Below are 17967 nucleotides of genomic sequence, written 5' to 3'. Positions count from 1 at the left end.
GGCGGAGCGTGAGTAGGCTCGGATCCATGGAGCATGAGGTGTTCGTTCCGGTTCCGGTCGCGTCCCTGCGGAGCGCGCTCGGCGATCCCGTCAGGGTGGCGCGCTGCGTCCCCTCCCTCCAGCAGGACGCCGCCGCGTCCGAGGCGCTCGCCGGCCGGCTGAGGTTCCGCGTGGGCGGCCACACGATCACCTACCGGGGCGCCCTGGAGCTCACCGCGACGGGCGAGGACACCGTCTCCGTCACCGGGGAGGGCACCGCCGCCCGGGGTGCCGGCGCGGTGAAGCTGGCCCTGACGATCACCCTGCGGGACACCGGGAGCGAGGAAGAGGGCACTTCCGGTACGACGATCCGCTACACGGGCACCGCCACCGGCGACGGCCGGCTGGCGGAGCTGGACGCCGAGGCCGTCCGCGTCGCCGCCCGCCGGCTGCTCGACCGCTTCACCCAGCAGCTCGTCACGGAGAGCCTCGCCGTCCACGAGGCGCACGGGACGCCGGGGGCCGGCGAGGCGGGAGAGGCGTCAGGGCCCACCGGGACGCCTTCCGCCGAGGCGCCTCCAGCCGAGACGCCTCCTGGCCCCGCTTCGTACGAGGACACCGACAGCAGCACCGGTATCGAGGCGCAGGCGGACGCGGAGACGCGTCCCGACGGGGGCGACACCGACGCCCCGGCCGGTGCGGGCACGGGGTCCCTCTTCGACGCCCCGGTGCCGCCCCCCTCGCTCGACGCGGGCGCCGGCATCGAGTTCGCCGTCCCCGACGAACCTCCCGCCGAGGCCGCGCACGCCCGGCGCACCATGATCGGGCGGAGCGCCGAGGAGGTGGACCACGCGCCGCCGCGCGGCCGGTACGCCCCCGTGCCCTCGCCGGAGACCACCACCGCCTCCTCCACCCTGCGGTGGGTGGCCCCGGCGGCGGCTCTCGCCATCGCCTCCGCCGTGGTCGTGGGGCGGGCACTGCGGCGCCGTGGGTGACCGCGCCAGTAGGGTCGTTCCGTGAGTAGTGAGAAGAGCATCCGGCTGACCGCCGGCGACGCCGAGTTGACCATCGACCCCGTCCGTGGGTGCCGGATCACCAGCCTGCGGATCGGGGGCACCGAACTGCTGCGCCAGGGCGAGCGGTACGGCTGCTTCCCCATGGTGCCCTGGGTCGGGAGAACCGCGTACGGCGAGTTCCGCAACGGCGACACGGTGCACACCCTGCCGCTCAATTCCCCGCCGCACGCCATCCACGGCACCGGCCGCGACACCTCCTGGACCACCGCGCGGGAGCTGGAGGGCGAAGCCGCCTTCTACTACGACCTCGCCGAACCGTGGCCGTACCAGGGGCGGGTGACGCAGACCTTCGAACTCTCCGGGGACGCCCTGACGATCCGCATGTCCGTGGAGACGTATGGCGATTCCTTCCCGGCCCAGGCCGGCTGGCACCCCTGGTTCCTGCGCAACATCGGCGGCCAGGACGCCCGGCTCTCCTTCGACGCCGCCTGGCAGGAGGAGCGCGGCGCGGACCACATGCCGACCGGCCGCAGGATCGACCCGCTCCCCGGGCCGTGGGACGACTGCTTCGGGATGCCGGAGGGTGTGAAGGCCACGGTCACCTGGCCGGAGCAGCTGGAGCTGACCGTCACCAGCCGCGACGAGTGGGTCGTGATCTACGACGAGCAGGACGAGGCGCTCTGTGTGGAGCCGCAGTCCGGCCCGCCGAACGGGCTGAATTCCACCCCGCGTCTGGTCACGCCGATCGAGCCGCTGGAGATGGAGACCACCTGGAGCTGGGCTCGGCTCTGAGGAGGCCTGCCCCGCCACGTACTCTCGACGGTATGACTGACGTACGCGCTGACCTGCTCCAGCAGATCAAGGACAAGGCCGTGGTGCACGGCAAGGTGACCCTCTCCTCGGGGCTGGAAGCCGACTGGTACATCGACCTGCGCCGGATCACGCTGGACGGCAAGGCCGCGCCGCTGGTCGGCCAGGTCATGCTCGACGCCACCGCCGAGCTCGACTACGACTGCGTCGGCGGTCTGACCCTGGGCGCCGACCCGGTCGCCACCTCGATGCTGCACGCCTCCGCCGCGCGCGGTGAGTCGCTGGACGCCTTCGTCGTCCGCAAGGCGCAGAAGGCGCACGGGATGCAGCGCCGCATCGAGGGCACCGACGTCAAGGGCCGCCGCTGCCTGGTGGTCGAGGACACCTCGACCACCGGTGGGTCGCCGCTGACCGCCGTCGAGGCCGTCCGTGAGGCCGGTGGCGAGGTCGTCGCCGTGGCCGTGATCGTGGAGCGGGGCGCCGCCCCGGCCATCGCCGAGGCGGGACTGCCGTACCTGCACGTCTACTCGGTCGCCGATCTCGACCTGGCCTGAGCCAGTCAGGGGAAGTTACTCCTCTGACCTGCGGTTTTCTTCGGGGCGCACCGTTTCACGTGAAACGGTGCGCCCCGGCCCCGTTTCTACGGGGGTCCTCCGGGTGGAGTCCCCGCGGGAGTCTGGGAAGATGGGCACGACGATGACGTCGCCCCCAGGTCAGGGACCAGCACTGCACACCCGCACATCCCAAGGAGCGGACAGATGCCCATCGCAACCCCCGAGGTCTACGCCGAGATGCTCGACCGGGCGAAGGCAGGCAAGTTCGCCTACCCGGCCATCAACGTGACCTCGACCCAGACGCTCCACGCGGCTCTGCGCGGTTTCGCCGAGGCCGAGAGCGACGGCATCGTCCAGATCTCCACCGGTGGTGCGGAGTTCCTGGGCGGCCAGTACAACAAGGACATGGTGACGGGCGCCGTGGCCCTCGCCGAGTTCGCGCACATCGTCGCCGCCAAGTACGACATCACCGTCGCGCTGCACACCGACCACTGCCCCAAGGACAAGCTGGACGGCTATGTCCGCCCGCTGCTCGACATCTCCGCCGAGCGCGTCGCCAAGGGCCTCAACCCGCTGTTCCAGTCCCACATGTGGGATGGCTCGGCCGAGACCCTCGCGGACAACCTGGCCATCGGTCAGGAGCTGCTCGCCAAGGCTGCCGCCGCCAAGATCATCCTTGAGGTCGAGATCACCCCGACCGGCGGCGAGGAGGACGGCGTCACGCACGAGATCAACGACGAGCTGTACACCACCGTCGACGACGCGCTGCGCACCGCCGAGGCGCTCGGCCTGGGTGAGAAGGGCCGCTACCTGCTGGCCGCCTCCTTCGGCAACGTCCACGGCGTCTACAAGCCGGGCAACGTCGTGCTCCGCCCCGAGCTCCTGAAGGACCTCCAGGAGGGCGTCGGCGCCAAGTACGGCAAGACCTCCCCGTTCGACTTCGTCTTCCACGGCGGCTCCGGCTCCACCGCGCAGGAGATCGCCACCGCGCTGGAGAACGGCGTCGTGAAGATGAACCTCGACACCGACACCCAGTACGCCTTCACCCGCCCGATCGCGGACCACATGTTCCGCAACTACGACGGCGTGCTGAAGGTCGACGGCGAGGTCGGCGACAAGAAGACGTACGACCCCCGCACCTGGGGCAAGTCCGCCGAGGCGGGCATGGCCGTGCGTGTCACCGAGGCCTGCGCCAACCTGCGCTCCACGGGCACGAAGCTGAAGTAGGCGCGGGTACGGGGCCGCAGGGTCCCGTACCGCGTCGTCGTGGGCCCGATGCTCCTGGGTGATCCCCGGTGAGGTCGGGCCCGTGGCATGTGCGGCCGCCGGTGCGCCCCCGACCGACAGGCGGCGCCTGCGTGCGGCCGTACGAACCGTGAACGACCGAACCATCTGTACGACCGAACCGTGTGAGGCACCGCTGTGAGTCCGTCCTACGATTTCGACGCCGTCGTCGACCGCCGGGGTACCTGGAGCGTGCAGTGGGACGGGGTCGCCGACCGGTTCGGGGTGGACGGGCTGCTGCCGTTCACCATCTCCGACATGGACTTCCGGACCGCGCCCGAGGTGCTGGACGCGCTGCGCGACCGGATCGACCACGGGGTGTTCGGGTACACCGACTGGCAGCAGGACGACTTCCGTTCGGCGATCGCCCACTGGTTCGCCACCCGCTACGGCACCGCCATCGACACCGGGCAGCTCGTCTACGGCCCCTCGGTGCTCAACCAGCTCTCCCAGCTGCTGCGGATGTGGACCGGGGCCGGTGACGCGGTGGTCACCCACACCCCGACGTACGACGGTTTCCGCAAGGCGATCCTCGGCCTGGGGCGCGAGATGCGCGGGGTGCCGGTCGGTGACGACGCGGCCCTGGAGCGGGAACTCGCCCGCCCGGACGCGAAGGTGCTGCTGCTCTGCTCGCCGCAGAACCCCACGGGGCGGGTGTGGACGGAGGCCGAGCTCACACGGATGGCGGAGCTGGCCGCGCTCCACGACGTGCGGGTGATCAGCGACGAGATCCACGCGGACTTCGCGCACGAGGGGCACCACCACGTGCCGTGGACCCGGGTGGCGGACCGGGGCCCCGTGGGCTGGGCGCTCATCACCTCCGGGTCGAAGTCCTTCAACTTCCCCGGGCTGAGCGGCTCCTACGGTCTGATCGGCGACCCGGCGGACCGGGCCGAGTATCTGCGGCGGATGGCCACGGCCGAGGGGCTGGAGTCCCCGGCGGTACTCGCGCTGACCGCCCACATCACCGCGTACCGGGAGTGCGGGCCCTGGCTCGACGAACTGCGCGCGTACATCGCCGGGAACCTCGCCCTGGTCGAGGAGCGGCTGCGCGCCGCCTTCCCGGAGCTGGACTGGCGCCCGCCGCAGGCCGGTTACCTCGCCTGGATCGACCTGAGGCCGCTCGGCCTGGACGACGACGCCCTCCAGCGGGTGCTGATCGAGCGGGAGAAGGTCGCCATCATGCCGGGCGGGGTCTACGGCTCGACCGGCTTCGTACGGCTCAACGTCGGTTGCCCGCGCACCAAGGCGGAGGCAGGCGTCGACGCGCTGGTCCGGGCGATCCGCTCGCTGCGGTAGCCGTCGCGGGCGTAAGGGGAAGGCCGGGGCCCACTGGCCGCCCCGGCGGGCAGCGGCGATGCTGCCCCCATGGGTGAAACCCCCGAAGGACCCCCGACGCCCCGGGACCGTGCCCCCGCGCGGGCGGACGGCGGGGGCGACACCGGTGCGCCGAAGGCCGCCGGGGAGATCCGGGCCGCCTCGGCGCCCGGGCGGTGGATCGTCCTGACCACCGTCCTCGGCTCCGGCATGGCGATGCTGGACTCCACCGTCATCAACGTGGCGCTGCCCCGGATCGGCGAGGACCTCGGCACCGACCTCGCGGCGCTCCAGTGGACCGTCAACGCGTACATGCTGACGCTCGCCGGTCTGATCCTGCTGGGCGGGGCGCTCGGCGACCGGTACGGGCGGCGGCGGGTCTTCGTCGTCGGCGTGGTCTGGTTCGCCCTCGCCTCGCTGGTCTGCGCGGTGGCGCCGAACGCCGCCGTGCTGATCGCGGCGCGTGCGTTCCAGGGCATCGGCGGGGCGCTGCTCACCCCGGGGTCACTGGCGCTCATCCAGGCGAGCTTCCACCCGGACGACCGTGCCCGGGCGGTCGGGCTCTGGTCCGGCTTCGGCGGGGTCGGCGCGGCCATCGGGCCGTTCGTGGGCGGCTGGCTCGTCGACGGGCCCGGCTGGCGGTGGGTCTTCCTGCTCAATCTGCCGGTCGCCGCGCTCTGCGTACCGGTCGCCCTGCGCCATGTGCCGGAGTCCCGGGACCCGCGCGCCCACGGGCGCTTCGACGTCCTGGGGGCGGTGCTCGCGGCGGTGGCGCTGGCCCTGGTGACGTACGCGCTGATCGAGGCGCCGGGGAGCGGCGCCTCGCCCGCCGTGATCGGGGCGGCGGTGGGCGGGGTGGTGGCCGGGGCGGCGTTCGTGCGGGTGGAGCGGCGGCGGCCGGACCCCATGGTGCCGCCGGCGATCTTCCGCTCCCGGCTGTTCACCGTCGTCAATCTGGTGACGTTCTGCGTGTACGCGGCGCTGGGCGGGTTCTTCTTCCTCTCCGCGATCCAGCTCCAGGTCGTCGCGGGGTACTCGGCGCTCGGCGCGGGCACCGCGCTGCTCCCGACGACCGTGCTGATGCTGTTCTTCTCGGCCGCCTCCGGCGAGCTGGGCCACCGCATCGGCCCCCGTATCCCGCTCACCGTCGGCCCGTTGCTGGCCGCCGCGGGCATGCTGCTGATGCTGCGGGTCGGGCCCGGGAGCGCCTCGCCGACCGGGTACCTGAGCGAGGTGCTGCCCGCCGTGGTGGTGCTGGGCCTGGGACTCGTCACTCTCGTCGCGCCGCTCACCGCGACCGTGCTGGCGGCGGTGGACACCGGGCAGGCGGGGCTGGCCAGCGGCATCAACAACGCCGCCGCCCGCGCGGCCGGACTGATCGCGGTCGCCGCGCTGCCGCTGCTGGCGGGCATGGGCCCGGAGGCGTACCGGGAGGCGGGCGAGTTCGCCTCGACCTTCCGGCGGGCGATGCCGATGTGCGCGGGGCTCCTGGTGGCGGGGGCGGTGCTCGCCTTCTGCACGGTACGGACGCCCGCCCCGGGCCCGGGCCCGTCCTCGGACGGCGGCCACGACCGGGCGGAGGGCGGCGGCGCGGAGGGCGGCGGGGCGGAGGGCCGCGGGGCCCATCCGGCCGGGGCGCCCTGCCGGCCCGAGTGCACCGTGCACTGCGGGGTCGTCGCGCCGCCCCTGGAGCCCGCCCGGCGGCCCTCCGAGGAGTGACCGGCCGGCCGCCGAGCGGAGGGACCGGCGGTGCGGCTGCGGGGCCCGGCGGCGGGCCGGGGCGGTGTCCCCGGCGGCGGGCCGGGCGGTGTCCCGGAACGTTGTGGTGCCAGGCACACTGGGACCCATGTCCATCCACGAGAACCTGCTCGGGGGCCCCGCCCCGACCCACCTGCCCGACGACCCGGAGCCGCGCGGGCTGCTCGCCGGCGGCACCCCGCCCGCCGAGGTCGCGGCGAAGTACCCCACCTCCTCGCTCGCCTGGGCGCAGCTGGCCGACGACGCCTTCGAGGGCGGCCGGGTCATCGAGTCGTACGCCTATGCCCGCACCGGCTACCACCGCGGGCTCGACGCCCTGCGCCGGGCCGGCTGGAAGGGCCACGGGCCCGTGCCGTTCGAGCACGAGCCGAACCGCGGCTTCCTCCGCGCCCTGCACGCCCTCGCGCGCGCCGCCGGAGCCATCGGCGAGCAGGAGGAGTACGAGCGCTGCTCGACCTTCCTCCGCGACTCCTCGCCGACCGCGGCCGACATCCTGGGCTGATCCGCACACGGAGCTGATCCGCATCCGAGCTGATCCGCACCCTGGGCTGATCCGCACCCTGGGCTGATCCGCACCCTGAGCTGATCCGCACCCTGAGCTGATCCGCACCCTGAGCCGCTCCCACCCGGAAGCGCCGGACCGCCTGGAGCAGCCCGTCGTGCCTGTCCAACCGGCCCGCAGACCGCTTTGTCGGCTGCGGGCCGGTATGCGCGCGGCGGGCGCGCGCCCGGCGGATCAAGTTCTCCGCGGCCGAGCACCTCGCGGGTTTCCGGTCATAGGATGCGCCGCAGGGGACCGGAGCCCACCCAGCTAGGACGGGGCGGACCGCTACCCGGAAGCTCGTGTCGAGGAGACAGCGATGTCGGCGAAACACCCCGATTCCGAAGAGACCGGTGCGGAGACCCCGTACCTCGATTTCGCGGGAACGACTCCCTACGAGGACTACGTCCAGGCGGACGTTCTCACCCATTTGCAGCAGTTGCGCTCCGACGATCCCGGCGAGATGGTCTTCCTCGTGACCACCCAGGTCATGGAGCTGTGGTTCACCGTCCTGGTCCACGAGTGGGAGACGGCGGCGCTGGCCCTGCGCGAGGACCGGCTGCCGGACGCGCGGGACGCCCTGAAGCGCTCGCTGCGCCAACTGGAGGCCCTGAACGCGTCCTGGCGGCCGCTGGCCCAGCTCACCCCCGCCCAGTTCAACTCCTACCGGGGCGCGCTCGGCGAGGGTTCCGGCTTCCAGTCGGCGATGTACCGGCGGATGGAGTTCCTGCTCGGTGACAAGTCCGCCTCCATGCTCGTCCCGCACCGGGGCTCCCCGCGCGTGTACGCCGAGCTGGAGAAGGCGCTGAGCCAGCCGAGCCTCTACGACGAGACGCTGGCGCTGCTCGCGCGGCGCGGGCACCCGGTGCCGCAGTCGGTCCTCGGCCGCGACCTGCGGCAGAAGTACGAACCCTCGCCGGTGATCGAGTCCGTCTGGGCCCGGATATACGCCGAACCGGAGGAGTACGACGAGCTGGTGCGCCTCGGCGAGCTGCTCACGGACGTCGGCGAGCTGGTCTGGCGCTGGCGCAACGACCACCTGGTGGCGACCCGGCGGGCCATGGGCTCGAAGACCGGAACCGGCGGCTCCGCCGGGGTGGCGTGGCTCGAGAAGCGCGCCTCGAAAAACGTGTTCCCCGAACTCTGGACGGCCCGCAGTCATGTCTGAGACCAACCACCGCCTGCTGGCGGACCGTGCGGCCAAGCTCGACGCCGTCGACGAACTCGCCGGTATGCGCGAGCTGTTCACTCTCGACGACGGCGTCTACCTGGACGGGAACTCGCTCGGCGCGCTCCCCGTCCACGTGCCCGACCGGCTGCACGACGTCCTCACCCGCGAGTGGGGCGAGCTGCGCATCCGGTCCTGGGACGAGAGCGGCTGGTGGACCGCGCCCGAACGGGTCGGCGACCGCATCGCGCCGATCGTCGGCGCGGCACCGGGCCGGATCGTGGTCGGCGACTCCACCAGCGTCAACATCTTCAAGGCGCTGGTCGCCGCGACCCGCCTCGCCCCGGGCGGCCGGGACGAGATCATGGTCGACGCCTCGACGTTCCCGACCGACGGCTACATCGCCGGTTCGGCCGCCCGGATGACCGGCCACCGGATCGTCCCGGTCGACCCCGCCGACGTACCTGGTGCCGTCAACTCGCGTACGGCGGCGGTGCTGTTGAACCACGTGGACTACCGCACCGGGCGGCTGCACGATCTGCCCACGCTCACCGCCGCCGTGCAGCGCGCGGGGGCCGTCGTGGTCTGGGACCTCTGCCACAGCGCCGGTGCGCTGCCGGTCGGCCTGGACGAGCACGGCGTGGACCTGGCGGTCGGCTGCACGTACAAGTACCTGAACGGCGGCCCGGGTTCACCCGCGTACCTGTACGTCGCCGAGCGCCACCAGGGCGTCTTCGACTCCCCGCTGCCGGGGTGGAACTCGCACGCCGACCCGTTCGGCATGACCCTCGGCTACGAGCCCGCCGAGGGCTCCGTCCGGGGCCGGGTCGGCACACCCGACATCCTCTCGATGCTGGCGCTGGAGTCCGCGCTCGACGTGTGGGACGGCGTCCCGATCGAGGCCGTACGCGCCAAGTCCCTTGCCCTGACGGACTTCTTCCTGGAGTGCGTGGAGGCGTACGTCCCCGGGGGGCGGGTCGTCTCCGTCACACCGGCCGCGCACGCCGAGCGCGGCAGCCAGGTCGCGCTGCGGTGCGCCGAGGCCGAACCGGTGATGCGCGAACTGACCGCCCGGGGCGTCGTCGGCGACCTGCGCCGCCCCGACGTGCTCCGGTTCGGATTCACCCCGCTGTACGTCGGCTTCGCCGATGCGGAGCGGGCCGCACGGGTACTGGCCGGGGTGCTGGCGGACGTGCCGGCGGGGGCCGTGGCGAAGGGGTGACGGCGCCGGCGCGGTCGCGGACGGAGCCGGGGCGTACCCGCTCCGTCCGGCGACCGCTCCAGGGCCTGGTACGGTCCCCGCAGGTCGGACAAGTGGGGCAGCCCAAAGGATGGTTGGAGCAACAATGTCGGATTCCGCCGCGCGCGATCGGGACGCCGTAGAGGAGAAGTCGGCGTTCGCCCATGCGGAGATCGCACCCGACCGGACCGTCACCTACGGGGACCACCCCGACCAGGTCATCGACCTCTGGGCTCCGGCGCACGGGCGGACCAACATGCCGCTCGTCGTCCTGCTCCACGGCGGCGCCTGGCGCGCCCCGTACGACCGCCGTCACGTGTCGCCGCTCGCCGCGTTCCTCACCGACCGCGGCTTCGCCGTCGCGAGTGTGGAGTACCGGCGCGGAGCGGACCCGTCCTCGTCGGGGGAGGGGAACGCGGCGGGCCGCTGGCCCGAGACCTTCGACGACGTGGCCGCCGCGATGGACGCCATCCCGGCCGTCGCGGCACGGGAGTTGCCGGAGGCGGACGTGCGGCGGATCGTCGTCACCGGGCACTCGGCGGGCGGCCACCTCGCGCTCTGGGCGGCGGCCCGGCATGTGCTGCCCGCGGGGTCGCCGTGGCGGCTGCCCGAACCTCCGCCGCTGCGCGGGGTGGTGGCGCTGGCACCGATCGCCGACCTGCTGACCGCCGCGAAGCTCGGCATCTGCTCCGGGGCCGTCCACGAACTCCTGGGCGGTGAGGAGGGGTTCGCCGAACGGCGCCCGCACGTCGACCCCGCTGTCCTGCTGCCCACCGGGATCGCCACCCACATCGTGCAGGGATGCGACGACATCGTCGTGCCGCAGTCGGTCGCGGAGGCGTTCGTCGCGGCGGCGGCGACGGCGGGGGAGACGGTAGGGCTGACCCTGCTGGACGAGATCGGCCACTTCCCGCTCATCGACCCCTCGACGGACGCCTGCGCGCTGGTGGCGGAGGAGCTGGAACAGCTCGCCTGGTGACGTGCGCGTCCGGCGGAGACCGGCGGGCAGGCCCCGGACGGAGGATCAGCGCTCCGGGCGCAGATGGGTCCGGCGGCCGTCGCGGTCGAAGATCGCGAGGATCTCCGCCGGGCCGCCGCGCGCGCCGAAGGCGTGCGGGACCATCGTGGAGAACTCCGCAGCCTCGCCCGTCTCGACCGTGATGACCCGCTCCCCCAGCAGCAGCACGACGGTGCCGGAGAGCACGGTGAACCAGTCCTTGCCGCCCGGGTGGACCTTCAGCTCGTCCCGCCCGTGCCGCGGCTCGGGCGCGGTGACGCTCATCCGGACCACGGTGACGCCCGGCTGTCCGCCCTCCCGGTTCAGCAGCCAGGTGGTCGTCCCGCACTCCGTGTCGTGATGCGGGCGGATCACCACGTCCGCGTCCGAGACCGACTCCACCAGCGCGTCCAGGGTCGTCCCCAGGGCGCGCGCGATCGAGCTGAGCTGATCGAGGCCGATCCGCCGGTGGCCGGTCTCGATGCGGCTCAGGGTGGACGGGCTGAGGAAACAGCGCGCGGCCAGATCGTCGAGCGACCAGCCCTGGGCGGTCCGGAGGCCGCGTATCCGTGTGCGGACCAGGGAGTCGAGTGCGCCGTCTTGCGTCATACGCAAGATGCTATGCCTTAGGCGCAAGGCGTGCGTAGGCTCGACGCATGGACGACGACAACGCGCACCAGCACGGGCACGGCCACCGGCAGGCACACCAGGGCGGACACGTCCCGGGCCACCAGCACGGCAACGGTCACGGGCACGGCTCCGGTCATGGGCACGCCTCCGGTCATGGGCACGGCCCGCAGGACGCCGACTTCTCGGTACTCACCGAGATGCTCGACCTCGACGCCGAGGTGCTGCACGAGCACCTGGACGAGCTGACCGGCTGGATCGAGGAGCTGTCCGGCGGGACGGCGGAGCAGCCCGGCGGGCGGGGCCTCCGGGTGCTCGACCTGGGCAGCGGCACCGGCGCGGGCACCTTCGCCCTGCTCCAGCGGTTCCCCGGCGCCGACGTCACCGCCGTGGACGCGTCGCCCGCGATGGCCGCCCGGCTGGAGGAGAAGGCCGCCGCGCTCGGGGTCGCCGACCGCGTCCGTACCGTGGTGGCCGACCTCGACACCGAGGCGCTGCCCGCCGGGCCCTTCGACCTGGTGTGGGCCTCCGCCTCGCTCCACCACCTGGCCGACCCGGCCGGCGCCCTGGCCCAGGTCCGTGAGGCGCTGCGGCCCGGCGGGCTCATGGTCGCGGTCGAGCTCGAAGGCTTCCCCCGCTTCCTCCCCGACGACCTCGGCATCGGCCGCCCCGGTCTGGAGGAGCGCTGCCACGCGGCCCAGGCCGAGGGGCGGAAGGCCGCCGGGATGCACATGAGCGAGGACTGGGGTGCCCGCCTGCGCGGGGCCGGGCTCGACGTGGTGGCCGAGCGGGTCGTCGCCATCGACCTGGCCGCCCCGCTGCCCGCCGCCACCGGCCGCTACGTCCTGGCCTCCCTCACCCGGGTCCGGTCCGCGCTGGAGGACGTACTCGACGCCCAGGACCTCGCCACCCTGGACGCGCTCACCGACGCGGACGGCCCGCACGGGGTGCTGCGCCGCGACGACCTCACCGTGCGCACCGAGCGGAACGTCTGGGTGGCCGCCCGCGGGTGAGTCCGTAGGCGAGTCCGTAGTCCCTGAGACGGAGGCGTGCGGATCCGCTTCCGTGGGGACGACCCGGCCCGGGCCTCCCCCTACCGTGAGCACGTGACCGAGACCCGAGCCCAGACGAAGACCAGAACACCGGAGTTCCAGGCGGCGGCGAGTGCGCTGGGCGGCCTGCGGCAGGATCTCCTGAAGGATGTGTTCGCCTACCGCCCGCTGCCCCCGCTCGACGGCGACGGGCCGCTGCTGGGCCTGCTCCCGGCGCATGTGCGGAAGAAGCTGGTGTGGACCCCGCACGCGCTGGTCCTGGGGGCCGCGCTGATCTGTGTCCTGCTCGGAATAGCCTGGTCCGGCAACGAGTCGGTCGTCGGTGTGGTGCCGGCCATCCCCGTCGCGCTGACGCTGGTCCGGCCCGTGGCCGCTTTCTGGGGTTCCATGGCGGCCACGGTGGTGGTCGCCATGGCCGGTGATGTCTGGCCGTGGGGAGCGAGCAGCCTGTGGGGCCACCTGGTGGTACTCGTGGTCGTCGCGGCCCGTACCCGGCGACGTACCGCGCCCTGGATGTGGACGCTCACGCTGCTGCTGGGCCTCGTGTTGGAGTACCTCGGTGGGTACCACGCCAATTCGACCGCCTTCCCCATGGTCGTCATGTCCGCGCTCGCCCTGCTCGTGGTGACCGTCGTCCAGGTCCGGCGCGACGCGCGGCGCGAGGTGAGCGAGGCCGAGCGGGAGGTGACGGTCCAGCGCACCGTCATGGCCGTCGAGCGTGACCGGCGCACGCTGCTCGAGGAGCGCACCACCATCGCCCGCGAGCTGCACGACGTGGTCGCCCACCACATGTCCGTCGTGGCGATCCAGGCCGAGGCCGCGCCGTACCGGGTGCAGGACCCGCCGCCCGAGCTGGAGCAGGCGTTCGTCACCATCCGCGAGAACGCGGTCGCCGCGCTCACCGAACTGCGCCGTGTCCTCGGCGTCGTACGGGCCGAGGACCAGGAGGCGCCGGACGCCCCGCAGCCCACGCTCGCCCGGCTCGACCGGCTGCTCGACAACGTCCGCGAGGCGGGGCTGGAGACGGAGAAGACGGTCACCGGGGCGGTCCGCGAACTGCCCCGGGGCGTCGAGCTGTCGGCCTACCGGATCGTCCAGGAGGCGCTGAGCAACACCCTGCGTCACGCGCCGGGCGCCACCGCCGTCGTCGAGATCGCCTACGTCCTCGGCGGGCTCGGGGTACGGGTGGTGAACGGGCCGCCCACCGAGCCGGTCGACACCTCGCCGGGCGCCGGGCACGGCATCACCGGAATGCGGGAGCGGGTCGCGATGCTGGAGGGCGAGATGACCGCCGGGGCGACCGAGGAGGGCGGTTACGAGGTCGCCGCCTTCATCCCCGTGCCCCGGGCGGCGGAGCCCGCCGAAAGCGCGGGCGGACCCGCCGACGAGGACCGGGAGGCCGCCGCGTGAGCGACATCCGGGTCCTGATCGTCGACGACCAGATGCTGGTCCGCGAGGGCTTCTCGGTACTGCTCAACGCCATGCCCGGGATCGAGGTCGTCGGCGAGGCGGTGGACGGGCGGCAGGCGGTCGGGCGGACCGCCGAACTCGCCCCGGACGTCGTGCTGATGGACATCCGGATGCCGGAGATGAACGGTATCGAGGCGACCCGCGAGATCGTCGCCGCCGACGCGGACGCCAAGGTACTGGTCCTCACCACCTTCGACCTCGACGAGTACGTCTACCAAGCCCTGCGTGCCGGGGCCTCGGGCTTCCTGCTCAAGGACGCCTCCGCCCGCCAACTGGCGGAAGGAGTGAGGGTGGTGGCCTCAGGTGAGGCGCTCCTCGCGCCCACCGTGACGCGTCGGCTGATCACCGAGTTCTCCAAGCTCGCCCAGGCGCCGAGACCCCCGGCCCTGGCCCGGATCGGGGACCTCACCGAACGCGAGACGGAGGTGCTGGTGCTGGTCGCGCAGGGGCTCTCCAACGCGGAGATCGCCGCCCACCTGGTGGTCGCGGAATCCACCGTCAAGACCCACATGAGCCGGGTCCTGGTGAAGCTCGGACTGCGCGACCGCACCCAGGCGGCGGTCTTCGCCTACGAAGCGCGGCTGGTCACGCCGGGGTAGGGCCGGTCCTCGCGCAGGGGGACCTGCCGGTAGCGTCGGGTCATGCACGTGTCCTTCGACCCCTGGTCACCCGCGTTCGTCGCCGACCCGTACCCCGCCTACGCCGCGCTGCGCGCCGCCGGCCGGGTCCACTGGTTCGAGCCGACCCGGCAGTGGCTGATCCCGCACCACGCCGACGTGTCGGGGCTGCTCCGCGACCGTCGGCTCGGCCGGACGTATCTGCACCGCTTCACCCACGAGGAGTTCGGCCGCACCCCGCCGCCCGCCGCGCACGAGCCGTTCACCACTCTCAACGGCCAGGGCCTCCTCGACCTGGAGGCTCCCGACCACACCCGCATCCGGCGCCTCGTCCAGAAGGCGTTCACGCCGCGTACGGTCGAGCGGCTCGCGCCCACCGTGCGGCGCCTGGCGGCCGAGCTGGTCGACGCGTTCGTCGCCGAGGGCGGCGGCGACCTGCTCACGGCTGTCGCCGAACCGCTGCCGGTGGCCGTGATCGCCGAGATGCTGGGCGTACCGGAGTCCGACCGGGCGCTGCTGCGCCCCTGGTCGGCCGCGATCTGCGGGATGTTCGAGCTGAACCCGTCGGAGGAGACCGCGCGGGCGGCGGTTTCGGCGTCCACCGAGTTCTCCGCGTATCTGCGCGAACTCATCGCCGTACGGCGGGACAAGCCGGGCGAGGACCTGATCTCCGGGCTCATCGCCGCCCACGACGAGGACGAGCGGCTCACCGAGCAGGAGATGATCTCCACCTGCGTGCTGCTGCTGAACGCGGGCCACGAGGCGACCGTCAACACCACCGTGAACGGCTGGCGCACCCTCTTCCGCCACCCCGAGCAGCTCGCCGCACTCCGCGCCGACCACGGCCTGCTGTCCACAGCTGTGGAAGAACTCCTGCGTTACGACACCCCGTTGCAGATGTTCGAGCGCTGGGTGCTGGACGACATCGAGATCGGCGGCACCGTCGTCCCGCGCGGCTCCGAGGTGGCGCTGCTCTTCGGCTCCGCCAACCGGGACCCTGAACGCTTCGCCGCCCCGGACACCCTCGACCTGTCCCGCCCGGACAACCCGCACCTCACCTTCGGCGCGGGTATCCACTACTGCCTGGGCGCCCCGCTGGCCCGCGTCGAACTCCTCGCTTCTTTTGGCGAGTTGCTGCGCAAGGCGCCGAGGATGCGGCTGATCGGGGAGCCGGAGTGGCACCCGGGGTACGTCATCCGGGGGCTGAAGGAGCTCCGCGTGGAGGTGTGATCCGTACGTATGCTGCCGGGACCTGCGGGGCTCACCCCCGCAGGTCCCGGCGGCGCAGGGCGGCGAGGCCCGCTGCGACCAGGACCGCCGCCACGGCGGTCAGCACGAGCAGGGCCGCTGCCCGGAGGCCGCCGCCCGGGAGCTTGGGCAGGTGGGTGACGGGCGAGACGTCCAGCACCGCCTGCGGCAGGCCGACCGCGGGGCCGATCCAGCCGAGCGCGAGGCAGAGCCCGGCCGCGCCCCAGGAAGCGGCGGCGATACTGACTGCTGACCGCTGACCCGTGCACGAGCGCCGTGGAGGCATCGCATGAAGATACGGCCCGTGCGGCCACGTACCGCTGTGGTGGTTGGCGCAGTCCTCGCCGGAGTGCTGGCCCTGGCCGGGGGCGCGGAAGCGGTCGCCCGGCACGTGGTGGACGGGCGGGTGGAGAAGCTGGCCGGCGAGCGGCTGGGTTCCGAGGTGACGGCCGACACCGACGGCTGGGGTCTCGTGGCGCTCGCCCGCGGCGAGTTGGGCACCCTCACCCTGCACGCGGAGGATGCCGCGCTCGACGGGTTCGACGGGGTCACGGTCGACGCGGAACTCCGGGACCTCGTCGTCCCCGACGGGGGCGGCCGGGCCTCGGTGTCCGGCAGCAGCGCCCGTGCCGAGGTGCCGGCCGGCGCCCTGCGCGACCGGGTCACGGCGGCCGGCGGCGCGTTCGCGGCGATGGTCGGCGACGTCGAGCCCCGGCCCGGGGACGGGACGCTGCGGATCATGCTGGGCCCGGGCGGTCTCGGTCAGGCCGACATTCGGCCCGAGTTGCGCGACGGCACCGTCCGCTTCACGCTGGCCGACGCGAGGATGCTCGGCGTGGACGCCCCGAAGTCGCTGACCGGACGCATCGAGTCCGCCCTCTCGGCCCTGTCCCCCGCAGGCGCGGGCGGTACGGCCGGTACGGGCGGTGGCGCGGCCGGTGCCGAGGGCGCGGCGGACGCGCTGGGCCTTCGTCCCGTCGCCGTCACGGTCACCGAGGACGGGCTGCGGGTGGATCTGAAGGGCGGACCGGCCACGTTCGACCAGGACGTCGGGGCTCAGGACGCCGAGGCCGCGGAGGCCCGGGCCGAGGACGTCCGGGCCGAGGACGCCGAGGCGGGAAGCGAGGGCCGCTGACCCACGCGGGCCCCGGCTCTTCCCGGGGGCACCGGCCCCACGCGGGTCCTGGGCACGGCCGGGGGCACCGGCCCCACGCGGGCTCCGGGCATGGCCGGGGGCACCGGCCCCACGCGGGGCGCCCCACCGGTCTCAGGCCGCCGCCTCGGCCGCCGGCACCATCAGTCCCCAGGCGTCCGCCCACACCGTCCACGTCCGCCGTCGGACCGGGCCGTGGAGCTGTATGTCGGCGCGGTAGCGGAAGTCGGGGCCGGAGACCGTCACCGCCTTGGCCTCCGCCGTCACGGTCTCGCCGCTCGACGTGCGTACCACCACCTCCGCCAGGCCTCCGCCGCTCCGCGAGGTCACGGTGACGCCCTCGACGGCACGGTCCAGGTCGTTGAGGAGGACCCCGTCCGCCTCCACGCGGAGGCGGTAGCCGACAGCTCCGGAGGGGGTTGCCGCCGGGACGGGGCGGACGAGGGTGCGGACCAGGGAGAGACAGGTGTCCCAGACGGCCGTGACGCCGCTGTGCGGCGCCGGTCCCGGGCCGTCCGCGGTCTGGCCGGGAGCGGGCGGGGGCGCCGGGACGTCCACGCCGCCCAGGACCACGCCGTCGCTGTCGTCGACGAGCAGGTCGAGCCGGTGCACCGCCCCGTCCAGCGCCGTCCGCGCCGCCGCCACCGCGCCGTGCGGCACGCCGAGGGCGTGGGCGAGCCGGAGGGCGGGCGGGGCGCCGACGGGGACGAGCGCCAGGGCGCTGTCGGTGAGCTCCCGGTCGCGGTGCAGCTGGGCCACCGCGCGGAGCAGAGCGTGGTCGTCGCCGATGACCACCGGCCGCCTGCTGCCCCGCCGGGACAGGGCGCGGGCGAACTCCTCCGGGGTGTCCGGCAGGGAGATCTTGGCGTGCGCTCCGGCGTTCAGCACGTCCTTCGCGATACGGACGGACTCGCCGTCGGTCCGGCGGGCGACCGGGTCGATGACCACCAGCAGCTGGTGGCCGTCGTCGCCGGGGGGCTCTGCAGCCGACACCTCGGTCCTTCCTCGGGTAGCATCTTGGTGCAAGAGCCCCTTGCGCTATTGCGCCAGGGGCTTCGTCTATTCCGGGGCACCCGGTTCGACGGCTCAGGCTTTGTCGTACATCGTCGTATGGCAAGTACGACCTTTACGTACGC

At 73.5% G+C, this 17967-nt stretch carries 17 protein-coding genes and 1 pseudogene; 15 read left to right on the top strand and 3 right to left on the bottom strand.

From position 1 onward, the window contains the following. Window positions 1-26 precede the first annotated feature (26 nt). The 10 genes from ACFZAX_RS03915 to ACFZAX_RS03870 all read left to right on the top strand — a co-directional run bounded on the left by ACFZAX_RS03915 (window position 27) and on the right by ACFZAX_RS03870 (window position 10646). Complete coding sequence (locus ACFZAX_RS03915; RefSeq protein WP_390958809.1) at window positions 27-974, top strand: SRPBCC domain-containing protein; 948 nt, start codon at window positions 27-29, stop codon at window positions 972-974. Between the two features lie 21 nt (window positions 975-995). Continuing rightward, window positions 996-1787: an aldose 1-epimerase gene (locus tag ACFZAX_RS03910; RefSeq protein ID WP_390958807.1), complete on the top strand. Its 792-nt coding sequence runs from the start codon at window positions 996-998 to the stop codon at window positions 1785-1787. 32 nt (window positions 1788-1819) lie between these two features. After that, the gene (gene pyrE, locus ACFZAX_RS03905) at window positions 1820-2359 is read left to right on the top strand and encodes an orotate phosphoribosyltransferase (RefSeq protein ID WP_390958805.1); all 540 of its coding nucleotides are present in this window, start codon (window positions 1820-1822) and stop codon (window positions 2357-2359) included. 204 nt (window positions 2360-2563) lie between these two features. Further along, window positions 2564-3586, top strand: a complete 1023-nt coding sequence (fbaA, locus tag ACFZAX_RS03900; RefSeq protein WP_390958803.1) for a class II fructose-bisphosphate aldolase — start codon at window positions 2564-2566, stop codon at window positions 3584-3586. Between the two features lie 195 nt (window positions 3587-3781). After that, a complete protein-coding gene (locus ACFZAX_RS03895; RefSeq protein WP_390958801.1) occupies window positions 3782-4942 on the top strand; it encodes an aminotransferase class I/II-fold pyridoxal phosphate-dependent enzyme in 1161 nt (386 codons plus the stop codon). Window positions 4943-5011: 69 nt separating this feature from the next. Next, on the top strand, window positions 5012-6679 hold the full coding sequence (locus tag ACFZAX_RS03890) for a DHA2 family efflux MFS transporter permease subunit (protein WP_390958799.1): 1668 nt from the start codon (window positions 5012-5014) through the stop codon (window positions 6677-6679). Between the two features lie 127 nt (window positions 6680-6806). Further along, window positions 6807-7220 carry a DUF3151 domain-containing protein gene (locus ACFZAX_RS03885; protein ID WP_328720367.1) on the top strand — a complete coding sequence of 138 codons (414 nt, stop codon included), beginning with the start codon at window positions 6807-6809 and terminating at the stop codon, window positions 7218-7220. A 358-nt stretch (window positions 7221-7578) separates the two neighbouring features. Beyond that, window positions 7579-8427 (top strand): tryptophan 2,3-dioxygenase family protein, encoded by an 849-nt coding sequence (locus tag ACFZAX_RS03880; protein WP_390958797.1) that lies wholly within the window; start codon window positions 7579-7581, stop codon window positions 8425-8427. Beyond that, window positions 8420-9649: a kynureninase gene (gene kynU / locus ACFZAX_RS03875; RefSeq protein ID WP_390958795.1), complete on the top strand. Its 1230-nt coding sequence runs from the start codon at window positions 8420-8422 to the stop codon at window positions 9647-9649. The genes ACFZAX_RS03880 and kynU overlap by 8 nt, the downstream gene beginning before the upstream one ends. Window positions 9650-9773: 124 nt before the next feature. Further along, window positions 9774-10646 (top strand): alpha/beta fold hydrolase, encoded by an 873-nt coding sequence (locus tag ACFZAX_RS03870; protein ID WP_390958793.1) that lies wholly within the window; start codon window positions 9774-9776, stop codon window positions 10644-10646. A 45-nt stretch (window positions 10647-10691) separates the two neighbouring features. Here the strand turns inward: ACFZAX_RS03870 and ACFZAX_RS03865 are convergent, their stop codons facing one another. Then, window positions 10692-11273 carry a helix-turn-helix domain-containing protein gene (locus tag ACFZAX_RS03865; protein WP_390958792.1) on the bottom strand — a complete coding sequence of 194 codons (582 nt, stop codon included), beginning with the start codon at window positions 11271-11273 and terminating at the stop codon, window positions 10692-10694. Between the two features lie 47 nt (window positions 11274-11320). On the opposite strand from ACFZAX_RS03865, the gene ACFZAX_RS03860 reads away from it, so the two are divergent. The 4 genes from ACFZAX_RS03860 to ACFZAX_RS03845 all read left to right on the top strand — a co-directional run bounded on the left by ACFZAX_RS03860 (window position 11321) and on the right by ACFZAX_RS03845 (window position 15660). After that, window positions 11321-12304 (top strand): methyltransferase, encoded by a 984-nt coding sequence (locus ACFZAX_RS03860; protein ID WP_390958790.1) that lies wholly within the window; start codon window positions 11321-11323, stop codon window positions 12302-12304. A gap of 93 nt (window positions 12305-12397) precedes the next feature. Continuing rightward, entirely contained in the window at window positions 12398-13753 is a 1356-nt protein-coding gene (locus ACFZAX_RS03855) for a histidine kinase (protein ID WP_390958788.1), read from the top strand. Then, entirely contained in the window at window positions 13750-14412 is a 663-nt protein-coding gene (locus ACFZAX_RS03850; protein ID WP_390958786.1) for a response regulator, read from the top strand. Before ACFZAX_RS03855 ends, ACFZAX_RS03850 begins: the two co-directional genes overlap by 4 nt. A gap of 42 nt (window positions 14413-14454) precedes the next feature. Then, a complete protein-coding gene (locus tag ACFZAX_RS03845) occupies window positions 14455-15660 on the top strand; it encodes a cytochrome P450 (RefSeq protein ID WP_390958784.1) in 1206 nt (401 codons plus the stop codon). 31 nt (window positions 15661-15691) lie between these two features. Here ACFZAX_RS03845 and ACFZAX_RS03840 read toward each other — a convergent pair. Continuing rightward, a pseudogene (locus tag ACFZAX_RS03840) lies at window positions 15692-15916 on the bottom strand (ABC transporter permease); the annotation flags it as partial. 51 nt (window positions 15917-15967) lie between these two features. Here ACFZAX_RS03840 and ACFZAX_RS03835 point away from each other — a divergent pair. Continuing rightward, complete coding sequence (locus ACFZAX_RS03835; protein WP_390958782.1) at window positions 15968-16813, top strand: hypothetical protein; 846 nt, start codon at window positions 15968-15970, stop codon at window positions 16811-16813. A 132-nt stretch (window positions 16814-16945) separates the two neighbouring features. Here the strand turns inward: ACFZAX_RS03835 and ACFZAX_RS03830 are convergent, their stop codons facing one another. Next, window positions 16946-17824 carry a diacylglycerol kinase gene (locus tag ACFZAX_RS03830; RefSeq protein WP_390958780.1) on the bottom strand — a complete coding sequence of 293 codons (879 nt, stop codon included), beginning with the start codon at window positions 17822-17824 and terminating at the stop codon, window positions 16946-16948. Between the last annotated feature and the right edge of the window lie 143 nt (window positions 17825-17967).

It is taken from the genome of Streptomyces sp. NPDC008125 (genome assembly GCF_042957125.1).
In the GTDB taxonomy this organism is placed as follows: Bacteria; Actinomycetota; Actinomycetes; order Streptomycetales; family Streptomycetaceae; genus Streptomyces.
Note: the sequence above shows the minus strand (reverse complement) of the source record. Positions and strands in the feature narration are given on the sequence as shown.

Coding starts and splice junctions, on each gene's coding strand:
- ACFZAX_RS03880 (WP_390958797.1), top strand. CDS start 7,579: ATGTCGGCGAAACACCCCGATTCCGAAGAGACCGGTGCGGAGACCCCG.
- ACFZAX_RS03845 (WP_390958784.1), top strand. CDS start 14,455: ATGCACGTGTCCTTCGACCCCTGGTCACCCGCGTTCGTCGCCGACCCG.
- ACFZAX_RS03865 (WP_390958792.1), bottom strand. CDS start 11,273: ATGACGCAAGACGGCGCACTCGACTCCCTGGTCCGCACACGGATACGC.
- ACFZAX_RS03870 (WP_390958793.1), top strand. CDS start 9,774: ATGTCGGATTCCGCCGCGCGCGATCGGGACGCCGTAGAGGAGAAGTCG.
- ACFZAX_RS03890 (WP_390958799.1), top strand. CDS start 5,012: ATGGGTGAAACCCCCGAAGGACCCCCGACGCCCCGGGACCGTGCCCCC.
- ACFZAX_RS03885 (WP_328720367.1), top strand. CDS start 6,807: ATGTCCATCCACGAGAACCTGCTCGGGGGCCCCGCCCCGACCCACCTG.
- kynU (WP_390958795.1), top strand. CDS start 8,420: ATGTCTGAGACCAACCACCGCCTGCTGGCGGACCGTGCGGCCAAGCTC.
- ACFZAX_RS03915 (WP_390958809.1), top strand. CDS start 27: ATGGAGCATGAGGTGTTCGTTCCGGTTCCGGTCGCGTCCCTGCGGAGC.
- ACFZAX_RS03835 (WP_390958782.1), top strand. CDS start 15,968: ATGAAGATACGGCCCGTGCGGCCACGTACCGCTGTGGTGGTTGGCGCA.
- ACFZAX_RS03860 (WP_390958790.1), top strand. CDS start 11,321: ATGGACGACGACAACGCGCACCAGCACGGGCACGGCCACCGGCAGGCA.
- pyrE (WP_390958805.1), top strand. CDS start 1,820: ATGACTGACGTACGCGCTGACCTGCTCCAGCAGATCAAGGACAAGGCC.
- fbaA (WP_390958803.1), top strand. CDS start 2,564: ATGCCCATCGCAACCCCCGAGGTCTACGCCGAGATGCTCGACCGGGCG.